The organism is Staphylococcus sp. CWZ226 (assembly GCF_018986355.1).
GTDB classification, from domain to species: Bacteria; Bacillota; Bacilli; order Staphylococcales; family Staphylococcaceae; genus Staphylococcus; species Staphylococcus simulans.
The window spans coordinates 134,078-147,706 of sequence record NZ_JAHMSB010000005.1 but is presented as its reverse complement, the minus strand read 5'-3'; the positions used below and the strand labels follow the sequence as shown (position 1 = coordinate 147,706).

The 13,629-nt window shown below is 34.2% G+C and carries 12 protein-coding genes; 11 read left to right on the top strand and 1 reads right to left on the bottom strand.

The genetic code is table 11. The features are described from left to right. Positions 1–356: 356 nt before the first annotated feature. The 5 genes from KRR19_RS05985 to phoU all read left to right on the top strand — a co-directional run bounded on the left by KRR19_RS05985 (position 357) and on the right by phoU (position 4,930). The gene (locus tag KRR19_RS05985; protein WP_002480903.1) at positions 357–1,301 is read left to right on the top strand and encodes a phosphate ABC transporter substrate-binding protein PstS family protein; all 945 of its coding nucleotides are present in this window, start codon (positions 357–359) and stop codon (positions 1,299–1,301) included. A gap of 176 nt (positions 1,302–1,477) precedes the next feature. Further along, entirely contained in the window at positions 1,478–2,404 is a 927-nt protein-coding gene (gene pstC, locus KRR19_RS05980) for a phosphate ABC transporter permease subunit PstC (protein WP_002480902.1), read from the top strand. 1 nt (position 2,405) lies between these two features. Then, positions 2,406–3,338 carry a phosphate ABC transporter permease PstA gene (gene pstA, locus KRR19_RS05975; protein WP_156666567.1) on the top strand — a complete coding sequence of 311 codons (933 nt, stop codon included), beginning with the start codon at positions 2,406–2,408 and terminating at the stop codon, positions 3,336–3,338. 51 nt (positions 3,339–3,389) lie between these two features. Then, positions 3,390–4,283, top strand: a complete 894-nt coding sequence (gene pstB, locus KRR19_RS05970) for a phosphate ABC transporter ATP-binding protein PstB (RefSeq protein WP_002480900.1) — start codon at positions 3,390–3,392, stop codon at positions 4,281–4,283. Continuing rightward, positions 4,283–4,930 carry a phosphate signaling complex protein PhoU gene (phoU, locus tag KRR19_RS05965; RefSeq protein WP_002480899.1) on the top strand — a complete coding sequence of 216 codons (648 nt, stop codon included), beginning with the start codon at positions 4,283–4,285 and terminating at the stop codon, positions 4,928–4,930. Before pstB ends, phoU begins: the two co-directional genes overlap by 1 nt. 92 nt (positions 4,931–5,022) lie before the next feature. Here the strand turns inward: phoU and pepF are convergent, their stop codons facing one another. Next, on the bottom strand, positions 5,023–6,834 hold the full coding sequence (pepF, locus tag KRR19_RS05960; protein WP_002480898.1) for an oligoendopeptidase F: 1,812 nt from the start codon (positions 6,832–6,834) through the stop codon (positions 5,023–5,025). Between the two features lie 169 nt (positions 6,835–7,003). Here pepF and KRR19_RS05955 point away from each other — a divergent pair, with 169 nt between their 5' ends. The 6 genes from KRR19_RS05955 (at position 7,004) to KRR19_RS05930 (ending at position 12,300) form a co-directional block, all read left to right on the top strand. After that, positions 7,004–7,351: a hypothetical protein gene (locus KRR19_RS05955; protein ID WP_002480897.1), complete on the top strand. Its 348-nt coding sequence runs from the start codon at positions 7,004–7,006 to the stop codon at positions 7,349–7,351. 203 nt (positions 7,352–7,554) lie between these two features. After that, entirely contained in the window at positions 7,555–9,036 is a 1,482-nt protein-coding gene (gene nikA, locus KRR19_RS05950) for a nickel ABC transporter substrate-binding protein (protein ID WP_156666566.1), read from the top strand. Beyond that, entirely contained in the window at positions 9,036–10,019 is a 984-nt protein-coding gene (gene nikB / locus KRR19_RS05945; protein ID WP_371106798.1) for a nickel ABC transporter permease, read from the top strand. The genes nikA and nikB overlap by 1 nt, the downstream gene beginning before the upstream one ends. Continuing rightward, complete coding sequence (nikC, locus tag KRR19_RS05940) at positions 10,016–10,834, top strand: nickel transporter permease (RefSeq protein WP_002480894.1); 819 nt, start codon at positions 10,016–10,018, stop codon at positions 10,832–10,834. Before nikB ends, nikC begins: the two co-directional genes overlap by 4 nt. Further along, complete coding sequence (locus KRR19_RS05935; RefSeq protein ID WP_061054730.1) at positions 10,827–11,612, top strand: ATP-binding cassette domain-containing protein; 786 nt, start codon at positions 10,827–10,829, stop codon at positions 11,610–11,612. The genes nikC and KRR19_RS05935 overlap by 8 nt, the downstream gene beginning before the upstream one ends. Next, positions 11,605–12,300, top strand: coding sequence for an ABC transporter ATP-binding protein (locus tag KRR19_RS05930; RefSeq protein ID WP_002480892.1), 696 nt, complete (start codon positions 11,605–11,607; stop codon positions 12,298–12,300). The genes KRR19_RS05935 and KRR19_RS05930 overlap by 8 nt, the downstream gene beginning before the upstream one ends. The last annotated feature ends 1,329 nt before the right edge of the window (positions 12,301–13,629 follow it).

The window sequence follows — 13,629 nt, the reverse complement described above, 5'->3', positions numbered from 1 at the left end:
ACTGTAAAATAAGCACCTAAAAGAGCGATTTTTACATTCAAAATCAAAGCCACGCAATTTATTTCTCCTTTTTTCAAATTTTTTTACAGAAATTTTCAATCTAATTTCCATTGAGCAATTATGAAGGTCATATTAACACAATATTAAAACGTTGATATGACGCTGTTTATTGTGCGATTGTAAACTTTGTAAAGATTGTAAATTTAATCTGATTTCTCATTCACTGTATATTTACAATTCCTCTATTTGTAATTAACAATCCGTCTGTAATATAGGTGTTGAAAGTAATTACATACAGCTTGAGCAAACAAAAAAATCATAACGCTCAAATGTTTATTTTAGGAGGATTTCTTATCATGAAAAAATGGCAAGTTTTAGGAACTACAGTAATTGGTGCTTCATTATTATTAGGCGCATGTGGAAACAGCGGCGGCGGTAGCAGCGACAGCGGAGATAGCAAGGATAAAGAAGTCAAAGGCGAAGTTAAAGGTGACGGTTCTTCAACTGTAGGACCAATTATTGAAATTTTAAATGAGAAATTTGCTCAAAAATATCCGAACGTTACGGTTTCATCAGGTACTTCTGGTACAGGTGGCGGTTTTGAAAAATTCATCAATAACGAAACTGATTTCTCAAACGCTTCACGTCCAATCAAAGATGAAGAGAAAAAGAAATTAGAAGAAAAAGGCATCAAATACTCTGAATGGAAGATCGCTAAAGACGGTGTAACAATCGCAGTCAACAAAGACAACGATTTCGTTAAAGAGTTAACAGTTGATGAGTTGAAAAAAATCTACTCTGGTCAAGCTAAAACTTGGAAAGATGTTAACCCTAAATTCCCAGCTAAAGAAATCAAAGCATTCTCACCAGACCAATCACATGGTACTTACGATTTCTTCAGTGAAGAAGTTATGAACAAAGAAGATATCAAAGCTGAGAAAAACGCAGATACAAACGTTATCGTACAATCAGTTAAAAATAACAAAAACGGTGTAGGTTACTTTGGTTACAACTTCTACGAGCAAAACAAAGATTCATTAAAAGAAGTTAAAATCAAAGGTAAAGACGGTAAAGCAATCGAACCAACTAAGAAATCTATCCAAGATGGTTCTTACGCATTAAGCCGTGACTTATATGTATACACTAACGACAAAAAACTTAAAGACAATAAAGGTCTTAACACATTCATCAAATTTATCTTAGAAGATAAAGGTAAATCAGCAGAAAAAGCTGGCTATGTAGCATTACCTGAAAAAGACTACAAAGATCAACTTAAAAAACTAGAAGATTCAACTAAATAATCACAGCAGTACTCAAGTTAAACTTCCATTAGCAGTGAAACTTTCAACTTAAGTTTCGCATCTCATAAGCACTTGTCCACCCGAGCTGTGTCTCGGGTGCGCTTGTTTTAAGACTTATTCACACAATCAAATTGTTTAACACTTATTATTTTTCCAAGGGAAGGAAGAAGGGAATTATGAAATCTCAACACAACGTTAGAGAAATGATTGCTCATAACCAAAGAAACAAAAAAGGTGTCAGTGACAAACTTGTTCCTATTGTTTTAGCGGTTATCGCAGTGATATCGATTCTTACAACAATTGGTATCTTATTTACTCTATTAACAGAAACTATTACATTCTTCACACGTGTATCTATCGTAGAATTCTTGTTTACAAGAGAGTGGAACCCATTCTCTAGCGACCCGAAATACGGTATTTGGGCATTAATATTTGGTACGTTGAAAGTTACTGTCATTGCGACACTCTTTGCGGTACCTATCGGATTAGGCGCAGCGATTTATTTGAGCGAATATGCATCAGACAGAATGCGTAAAATTATTAAACCTGTACTTGAAATTTTAGCAGGGATCCCAACAATTGTGTTTGGTTTCTTCGCATTAACATTCGTAACACCAATGTTACGTAGTATCTTCCCTGAATTAGGAAGCTTCAACTCAATTTCACCAGGTTTAGTCGTAGGGGTTATGATCATCCCATTAATCACAAGTTTAAGTGAAGATGCGATGGCATCAGTACCGAACAAAATTCGTGAAGGTGCATTAGGATTAGGCGCAACAAAATTTGAAGTTGCGACAAAAGTTGTTTTACCAGCAGCCATTTCAGGGATTGTTGCTTCAATTGTTTTAGCAATCTCAAGAGCCATCGGTGAAACAATGATTGTATCTTTAGCAGCAGGTAGTACACCAGATGCAACATTTAATTTAACTGGTTCAATTCAGACTATGACAGGTTATATCGTACAAGTTGCAACAGGTGATGCAACATTCGGATCTGATACGTATTACAGTATTTACGCTGTAGGATTTACGCTTTTCCTTTTCACACTTGTAATGAATTTAATCTCTCAATGGATTGCAAAACGTTTCAGAGAGGAGTATTAAGATGGAGACTACAACAACTACAAACCAAAGTGGCAGCAGCAGAGCGCTGGTTAACCAACAACAAGTTGAAAAGAAATTATCATCTCGTTTAACTAAAAACAAAGTGTTGAAGTGGGTATTCTTCGCTTGTACTTTAATCGGACTTATTGTGCTAGCAGCATTATTAATCGATACATTAATCAAAGGGGTTCCTTATTTAAAACCATCATTCTTTACGAACTTCTCATCTTCAATGCCTTCAATGGCAGGGATTAAAGGTGCATTAGTTGGTACATTATGGTTAATGATTACAATCATTCCTATCTCAATTATTTTAGGTGTAGGTACAGCGATTTATCTTGAAGAATATGCGAAAGATAATGCATTCACAAGTTTCGTTAAAATCAGTATTTCAAACTTAGCTGGTGTACCTTCAGTTGTATTCGGTTTATTAGGACTTACGATTTTCGTTCGTGGTATGGGAATTGAATCTTTATCACTAGGTAAATCAGTCATTGCAGCCGCTTTAACAATGTCATTACTGATTTTGCCAGTAATCATTGTATCAAGCCAAGAAGCAATTCGTGCTGTACCTAAATCAGTACGAGAAGCAAGTTATGGATTAGGCGGCAACAAATGGCAAACAATTTACAAAATTGTTTTACCAGCTGCATTACCTGGTATCTTAACAGGATTCATCTTATCGTTATCACGTGCATTAGGTGAAACAGCACCATTAATCTTAATCGGTATCCCAACTATCTTATTACGCTTACCAACTGGTATCTTCGATATGTTCCAAGCAATGCCGATTCAAATTTACAACTGGGCAAAAATGCCGCAAGAAGCATTCCAACATGTCGCATCAGCCGGCATCATCGTTTTACTTGTATTGTTACTAGCGATGAATGGTTTAGCGATATTCTTAAGAAATAAATTCAGTAAAAAATACTAATTGATAAATTGAAGCTCACGAATAATAATTGATCAAAGGAGTTTTGACAGAATGGAAAAAGTTCAAGACAGAAAACAAGGACAAGACAAGGCAAAGCTAAATGAAGAGTTACAAAGCCACGCGTCAGAACGTACAATTAAAGTAGAATCATACTCTAATGAATCGTCTAAAATTGAAACAGATACAAATAAAGAAATTGTTTACTCAACTCAAAATTTAGACTTATGGTACGGTGAAAACCACGCATTAAAAAATATTAACTTAGATATTTTAGAAAACAATGTCACAGCGATTATCGGACCTTCAGGTTGCGGTAAATCAACGTATATCAAAACATTAAACAGAATGGTAGAACTTGTACCAAGTGTTAAAACAGCAGGTAAAATTCTTTACCGCGGCAACGATATTTTCAGCAATAAACAATCTGTTGAAAAATTACGTACAAACGTAGGTATGGTGTTCCAACAACCGAACCCATTCCCGAAATCAATTTATGATAACATCACATATGGTCCAAAAATCCACGGCATCAAAGACAAGAAAGTCTTAGATGAAATCGTTGAAAAATCATTACGCGGCGCAGCAATCTGGGATGAATTAAAAGACAGATTAAACCAAAACGCATATGGTTTATCAGGTGGACAGCAACAGCGTGTATGTATCGCTAGATGTTTAGCAATCGAACCTGATGTAATCTTAATGGATGAACCTACATCAGCACTTGACCCGATTTCAACATTAAAAGTTGAAGAATTGGTTCAAGAATTAAAACAAAAATATTCTATCATCATGGTAACGCATAACATGCAACAGGCAGCACGTATTTCAGACAAAACAGCATTCTTCTTAAATGGTTACGTAAACGAGTACGATGATACTGATAAGCTCTTCTCTAATCCTTCTGACAAACAAACAGAAGACTACATTTCAGGACGTTTCGGTTAATGACTGTTATCCGTCAGCATTATGAAGAGCAACTAAAAGACTTAATCAAAGATTTACGTGCTTTGGGAATTAAAGTCTACTTCAGTATCGAAAAAGCGGTTCAATCTTTAAATAAAGAAGATCGAAATTTCGCTCGCCAAATCATTAAAGGTGATTTGGATATTAACCAATTAGAAGATGAAATCAATGAAAAAGTTGTGATGTTAATCACAAAACAACAACCGATTGCGACAGATTTACGTATGATGATTGCTGCATTAAAAATCGCATCAGAATTTGAACGAATCGGTGATAATGCCGCAAGCATTGCGAAAATCCGTAAACGTGTAAAAATCACTGATCATTACATTTTAACGCGTTTAAAAACAATGGGTGATTTAGGGTTGCTTATGCTGAAAGATTTAGATACAGCATTTAAAAATAAAGACGTAACTTTAATTCTTGAAATTATCGAACGAGATAAAGATATTGACGATTTATATAAAGACATCGTAAATACAACTTATTTAATCGATAATGATCCATTTGTGGCAGGGCAAGCCCATTTAGCCGCAAGACATTTAGAACGTATGGGAGACCATATCGCAAATATCGCTGAAAATATTTACTACTATATTACTGGCGAAGCTTACGAATCAATGGTCTAAAAATATAAAAACAGGGAGAACACTCAATGCGAGCGTTCTCCCTGTTTTATTTGTGTATCTCAACAATATATAATGCTTGATATGAACTTTTCTTATGATTGTTGGTTAATTTCTTCTGTTAATTCTTCAAGTTCATCTACAAGACTGCTGATATAACTGATTGTCTCACGCAATGGGGCATCTGTTGTAATATCAATACCTGCTGTTTTTGCTAAGTCTACAGGTGATAAACTGCCGCCAGCTTTCAAGGTATTCAACCAATCTTCTACTGCAGGTTGTCCTTCATTTTTAATACGTTGTGACATCACTGTACCTATTGTTAAACCAGCAGAATACGTATAAGAATAGAGTCCCATATAGTAGTGTGGTTGACGCATCCAAGTCAACTCTGCTCCTTCAGAAATTTCAACTGCATCACCAAAGAAGTCTTGATAAACTTTGCGTGTAATATCATTAAGTGTAGAGGCTGTTAATGTTTCACCTGCATCTACTAAGCGATAAACTTCTCTTTGATACGTTGCTTCTAATAAGTGCGTCACCATATTGTGATAGTATGTTCTTGAAATAATAGAACCGATTACCCAACGTTTAAATTTAGGGTCATTACTACTTTCAAAGAGATAGTTCGACATTAACATTTCATTGGTAGTAGATGGTGCTTCTACAAAGTACATAGACGCTTCTGATTCTAAGAAGTTTTGATGACTTTGTGCAAGATTGAAATGACCTGCATGTCCTAATTCATGTGCTAATACAAAGGCTTCATTCATTTTACCAGTCCATGAGATAAAGACATAGCTATGAGAAGCATATGGACTTGCGCAATAAGCACCTGTTTCTTTACCTTTATTTTGAGCAAAATCAATCCAACGATCATCATAAGCAGCTTGTACCATGTTTAAGTAGTCATCACCTAAAATACCTAATGCATTATAGATATAGTTTTTAGAATCTTCAATTGAGATTTCTGGATCGTATGATGGATCAATAGAGACTTTCAAGTCTTCAAATTTCATATGATCAAAACCATGTACTTTTTGAAGTAATTTCGCATATCGTTGCATGACAGGTGCTAATTCACTCATAATGACATCAATTTGACGGTCATACATTTCTCTTGTCACTTCTTGTTCTTCCAACAAGTAGTCAATGACTGAATCATAGCCTCTTAAATCCGCTTCAATTTTCTCTTGTTGTACATGCGTATTATAAATCGCAGCTGTCGTATGTTGATATTTACGTAAAGCTTCACTGAAATGTTTAAAACTTTTACGTCTGAATGTTGTATCAGGATTATCTTCATATTCATTTTCGAAAGTAGGGTAGTCTAATGGATATGTTTTACCATCTACTTCAAATGGCTCAAAATGAATATCCAACATTTTAGTGATACCGTACATATCATAAGCTGCACTGAATGTCGGTGATAAAGCTGCTAATGTTTTTTCCACCTCGAATGACAATTGGTGTGGTTTACGACGTTTCAATTGTTTTAAATAATGCGGATAAGGTGTATCAGCAATCAATTCGTCGATTTGCGCATCAGATAATGCGAGAATTTCTGACTCAACAAAAGCAAGTTGACTCGCAATTTTTCCGTATGATGTACTAAGTTTAGCACTCAATTTTTGACGATTTGGGTCAGTAGTATCTACGCTGTGATACATTTCCGCGTAATTACCTAAACGATCAATTTGAACTAATAAATCTACAAATCGAGGTAATGCTGCTTTCACTTGTTCTACTGAATCTAAATGATTTTCAAACGTCTTATTGAACGCAAGTGTATCACTTAATACTTCTTCTAATGTTTGATAAAATGCTTCATCACTTTCAAATAAATCCGATAAGTCCCATTTCTCTTGCTTAGGAATATCTTTTCTTAATGGTAATCCTTGGCTCATATAGAATTCCTCCTGCAATCTTAATAATTGTTATGAGTAAATTATACATCAAGCGATTCATGAAAGCATCTAGCACAAGCTTTGATTTATTTCATGTTTTAATCACTTTACTGTACAATATGTATAAAGCAAACGATTAAATTCTCATAGAAATGAGAGGAGTAAGTATATGACGATTTTTGATATGCCGAATTATTTATGGATTACGATTGTAGCAGTATTAATCGTAACTGTCTTTTTCGGACTCGCTTTAAGTAAATGGGTAGCACCTGCAGTATTAACATTTGTAGTACTGGGCGTGCTTGCATTCTTCTTGCCAAACTTTTTTGATATCACCTATCAGCCATTATTAGGGTATGCTGCGTTTATGGCAATTATCAGTTTAATTGAAAGTTTCTTAGTCTGGTATTTCACACGCGACTTCAGACGTCGTCGTTTAGAAAAACGTCTTCAAAAAGAGCTGCATGAACATGAAGGCAGACGTTCACGCATACATGGTTTCCGCAGAAATAAATAAATATATTTATAACAAACAAGGCTGTTTTCTAAGCAGTCTTGTTTTATTTTGTTTATACTATAGCGCCAACGCACTCTTCTTTTAAAATGAATATTTACGTATTATAATTAAACAATAATGCCTATAGATAGAAAGGAAGTGAACAGCATCTCAAAAGATGATGTTTAAACTTACATAACATAACTTTAACTGAGATGTCTTTCATGAAACGATTACTTACATCACTTGCTGCAGGTGCAGTCATACTTGCTGGATGCAGTAATAACGGAGGTTCCTCATCAGCTGATGATCAATTAAAAGTTGAACTCCCTCTAAAAACGACAACACTTGCACCGTATGATACAGATGTTCCTGTTACAATTGGAGCGGCTGAAACATTATTTAAAACAACAACGAAAGGTGAAATTAAACCACACCTCGTTAAATCATACGACCAACCATCTGATGATACATTAACTTTCACCTTAAAAGACGGCATTAAATTCCAAAATGGACATGCCTTAACAGGACAAGCTGTCAAAGATAGCTTAGAGCAAGGTTTGAAAAAAAGTGACCTGCTGAAAGCAACATTACCTATTGAATCTATTAAAGCTGAAGGCCAAAAAGTAACGATTAAGACTAAAGGTGCGTATCCAGAGTTGATTTCCGAACTTGCGAGTCCTTTTACCGCTATTTATGATACAAAATCCAAAACAGATATCAAACAAACACCTGTCGGTACAGGCCCATATGCCATTAAAGATTTCAAACGAACACAACAAATCAATTTAAGTCAAAATAAAGATTATTGGCATGGTGAACCAGAATTAAAATCTATGAAAGTTACCTTTAATGAAGATGGCAGTTCAAGAACAGAACATGTACTCTCTGGCCGTACGGATGTCACTACTAATGTACCTGTAGATAAAATCAACAGCGTCAAAAAATCAGATAAAGCAAAACTAGAAAATACTTCAGGTTTCAGAACATCACTATTACTTTACAACCACACAAGTCCTAAAATGACTAAAGACGTGCGAGAAGCATTAGATGCTGTGATTAATCGCCAACAAATCAGTGATAAAGTCGCTGATCATTATGCAGCACCAGCCAATGGTCCGTTCAATACAAAACTAGATTTTATTAAAGATAAAGCCATTCCGAAACAAGATATCTCTAAAGCCAAAGCACTAATGGAAAAAGCAGGCTATTCAGAGAAACATCCATTAAAATTGAATGTTTCATCTTATTCAGGCAGACCTGAACTGACTAAAATCTTACAAGTCATTCAATCTGATGCGAAAAAAGCACATATTCAAATTAAAATTCAAAACGTAGATGATATTGAAGGCTTCTTGAAAAACAAAAAAGATTGGGATGCCTCTATGTATAGTTTCGGTACGATTCCTAGAGGAGATACAGGTTACTTCTTTAATATGGCATATAAAAAAGATGGTGCAGTGAATAAGGGCGCTTATCATAATCACAAAGTAGATCAATTGATTGAACAATTGAATCATACTGTAGATAAAAATGAGCGTCATCACTTAACAAATGAAATATTAGAAGTATCAAAGCAAGATATTCCAAATAGTTATATCCTTTATAATGACCAAATCAATGCGATGAACCAAAAAGTCGAAAATGTTCAAACGACACCAGAAGGTATTTACCTGATTGATGAAAAGGTAGATAAACGAAAATGATAATTAAACACTTACTCTCTAGAATAGGACAAATGATCTTAGTATTATTTGTCCTTTCTACTATTACATTTATATTGATGAAACTTTCGCCTGGTGATCCAGTCAATAAAATGCTGCATTTAGATGTTGCAAATGTATCTCATGACAAAATTGAACAAGCCAGAGCACAATTAGGATTAAATCAACCGATAATTGTGCAGTGGTGGGAGTGGTTTACACATATGTTACGTTTGGACTTCGGCACGAGTATTCAAACACAGGAGCCAGTACTGAATGAACTATTATTCTTCACACCACCCACACTCACTATCGCATTTGGTACATTACTGATTACGTTGTTATTATCTTTAACACTTGGAACGTTAGCTGCTGTTTATTATCACACTTGGATTGATCGTACCATTCGTGTGTTAACTTCAGCTTTTGTTTCAATTCCTTCATTCTTTTTAGGAATGTTACTGATTTATTTCGTAGCACAAAAATTAGAGCTATTACCAGCAGCTGGTATTGATACGCCTGCTGGTTATATTTTGCCTATTATCGCGTTAAGTATCGGTTTAAGTGCGTATCACATTCGCTTAATGCGTTCGACTTTAATCGATTTATATCGAAGCAGGGAAGTGAAAGCGTCACGTGCACGTGGCATGTCAGAAAGTTATATTCTATTTAAAGACATCTTCAAACCTGCTTTGATACCCGTGATTTCTATTATCGGTATGTCTATTGGCGGTTTAATCGGAAGTACTGTTGTAATCGAGAATTTATTCGATATACCGGGTATCGGTTATTTCTTAGTTGAAAGCATTCGTTCGAGAGATTATCCTGTCGTTCAAGGCGCTGTATTAATGATAGGCGCCTTTGTGGTGATTGGAAATGCGATTGCGGATATCATTATCTTATTCTTAGACCCGACACAACGCTATAAACATTTGAAACCTAAATCTTTATGGTCACGCAGAAGAGAAGGGCGAGTGAAACAATGATGAAACTGACGAAACATAATATCATTTTTTATATTTTCGCTATCTATTTGCTTTTACTCATTCTTCTTCAATTTACAGTAACAAGTAACCAAGCATTAACGGTACATTTAAACGATGCATTACAAAATCCAAGCCTACAACACTGGCTTGGGACTGATGATTATGGCAGAGATTTATTTGCGCGACTCGTGATAGGTGCACGTTATACACTTGCGATTACACTGCTAACAATTGCTTTAATCGTAATAATAGGTGTACCGCTAGGTTTGATTGCGGGTTATCGCAAAGGTATCTTAGACACCATTATTATGAGAATCATTGATATTGGTTTAGGTATCCCTGACTTTGTCTTAATGATTGCATTTGCGAGTTTCTTTAAACCAAGTATTTGGAATTTAGTCATTGCCATTACAATCATTAACTGGATGACTTATACGAGAGTAACGCGTACGATTGTAAATACAGAGATGGACAAAAATTATATTAAACTAGCCCGTTATTTCCATGTACCAGGCTATGTAATTATCTTTAAACACTTATTACCGCAAGTGCTTCCTTCATTAATCGTCTTGATGATTGTAGATATTGGTAAAATCATCCTATATATTTCATCACTTTCATTCTTAGGGTTAGGCGCACAACCACCTTCACCAGAATGGGGTGCTATGTTAGCGGCTGGTAGAGATTTCTTTACTGAACATCCGATTATGTTATTAGCACCTGCAACATTGATTTCCATTACTATTTTGCTCTTTAATTTGGCAGGGGATGCATTGCGAGACCGTATCTCAGAAAGAAGGGATATTCATGACTAAAACCTTGATGCAATTGAATAATTTGAATATCACTGATCAACAGAAACGTCCCCTAATAAAGGACTTAAACTTGTCTATTATAGAAGGTAAAGTGAATGTATTAATCGGTGAAAGTGGTTCAGGCAAAAGCTTAACCGCAAGTGCATTAATCGGTCAAACGCCTAGAGAATTAAAAGTATCTTATAATCAATTCTATTTTGAGAACCAACCCATTCAATCTATTAAACCATTATTAGGTAAACAAATTGGGTATATCTCACAAGATTATGCGCATAGTTTTAATAATCACACCCGTCTTGGCAAACAATTAAGTGCCATATATCGTACGCATTATGCTGTTTCTAAACAAGAAGCATTAGAACATATTGAACGCGCCTTGAATTGGGTGAATTTAGACAGCAATAATATCTTATCTAAATATCGTTTCATGTTATCAGGTGGACAGTTAGAACGATTGTATATTGCGAGTGTTTTAATGTTAGAACCTGATTTAATTATTGCGGATGAACCTGTCGCATCGTTAGATGTATTAAATGGCCAACGTATTATGAAGCTGATTAAGCACTTAGCTGAAGCTCACAATACAACTTTACTGTTAATCACACATAACTTAACACATGTGATTCAATATGCGGATGAAATTAATGTTATTAAAGATGGAACCATCATTGAAAGTGGACCTATATCGCAATTTAAAGAAGGTAATATTGCTGGATATACAAAGCACTTGTTAAATGCGAGAAGTCGCTTAATACGAAAGGAAGATACGCATGATTAAAATTAAACATCTCAGTTTTGCGTATGACAAAGCAGATATTCTTCATAACATTAACCTCAATATTCAAAAGGGCGAATTAGTAGGGATTATCGGTGAATCAGGCTCTGGTAAAACGACATTAATGAACTTGATTCTAGGTGAATTAACGCCTGTTCAAGGCACAATAGATATTAATTCGCCTCGTATCTTGCCAATTTTTCAACAAGCGACACAGAGTTTCAATCCAAAGTTAACGATTAAAGCATCATTAATAGAACCTTTAAAATACTATGCGAATGCTGAACACTCATTTGACCAAGTTGTATTACCTTTAATGTCACAATTAGACTTAGATAGCCAACTCTTAACGCGTTATCCAGATCAAGTCAGTGGGGGGCAATTACAACGATTTAATGTATTAAGAACGGTTATGTTGCAGCCTGATGTTTTAATTTGCGATGAAATCACATCAAGTTTAGATGTTGTTGCTGAACAAAAATTAGTCGAAAAGCTTAAAGCCATCCATAATCAACAACAAACAACAATGATCATTATTTCTCATGATATAGCAATGTTAAATCAAATTGTTGAACGAATGATTGTCATTCAAAACGGTCAAATTGTAGATGACTTCAAAACAAAACAATTATTTGATGAATCACGTCATTCATATACTAAAGAACTCATAGCTGCTTATAATGAAGATTAAATTACTCATATAGTATCCAGGTACAAAAAGGTATCTGGATACTATTTATGTAATATCTTAGATTATGTAAACTAGAGATAGATCAGCTGATTCAATTAATGACCAATGCTTAATCAAAGCTTTTTACATACTTAAATCCATAACTTGCTATATGTACGAATTTACCTAAATTAAAATACATAAAAACAGCTTTTTTGGTTTAGAATTTGAGGAAGTTCAAACTAAAGCAAACAAAGACTCAAACACAAGTTACAAATCATGACCAAGCAACATAAACATAACAACAAAAGTATCAATACATATACAATAGAGTATAGGTAAAACCACTTCTTCTGCTCAATACATAACTTCCTATAATATATATTATGTAAACTAAAAGAACAAAAAGAATAGTTACATACAGCTACCTCGCTTTTATGGTCATATTTACCATATATTCAGTTTTGCTAACTTATGTTATTTTCTGCATACAGTCATTAACTAACAAATCTATAATTCATTTTAAGCTGAACTGACTTATCTTAATTACCGTGGATCTTCATATTAATTTATTCAAACTACAAATCTAAGTTCAAATCAAATATCTCATTATTATAAATCAGCTTAGTCATTTCTAATTGCTATTATGAAACGCCATTGGTATTTATCCATCATATATAATTCTCATTGCAGCTCAGAGCGTCTCTCAGCATCTTATTTTATGATAAATACCTTATTTATGTTCACAATATCCATCTTTGACATTACTTAAATCAATCCAGATTAAACATCGTTAATCATACCATTTTAATTATAACTACTTAGCGTCATCTGTATGATTATCCGTAATGTTAATTCTCGATGCAATACAGAAGCTCTCTCAGCATTCAAATTTTCCAATAACAGTATTTATAATGGTTAAACACAGATATTTGTACATATTCAATCAATCCTTATATGCAATGATTTTAAATACAATAACGTTAATTGGTTTACATAACATAAATATATTTAATTCTATCTTTTACAGTCATTTAGCTTTCCAAACAACTAAATCTCTTAATTTTTAGCTATTTATCGCTAAATAACTGTATACATTAATCACTTGATGCTAAAATCGATGAACGTTTTAACATGCTGGATCAAAAAATTGATGATAAATTTAATGCATTAGATGGTAGAATTGTTAAACTTGATACAAAGTTTGACGATTTCCAAAAAACTCAAATACTCAGTTCAAATGGTTAATGACAACTATTCTCAGCATGATTCTAATAGTTCTTGGTGTATTGACTTACTTTATATAACGTTTTTTTATATTTTGAGGTTTATTTTAAGTCACTTAACCTC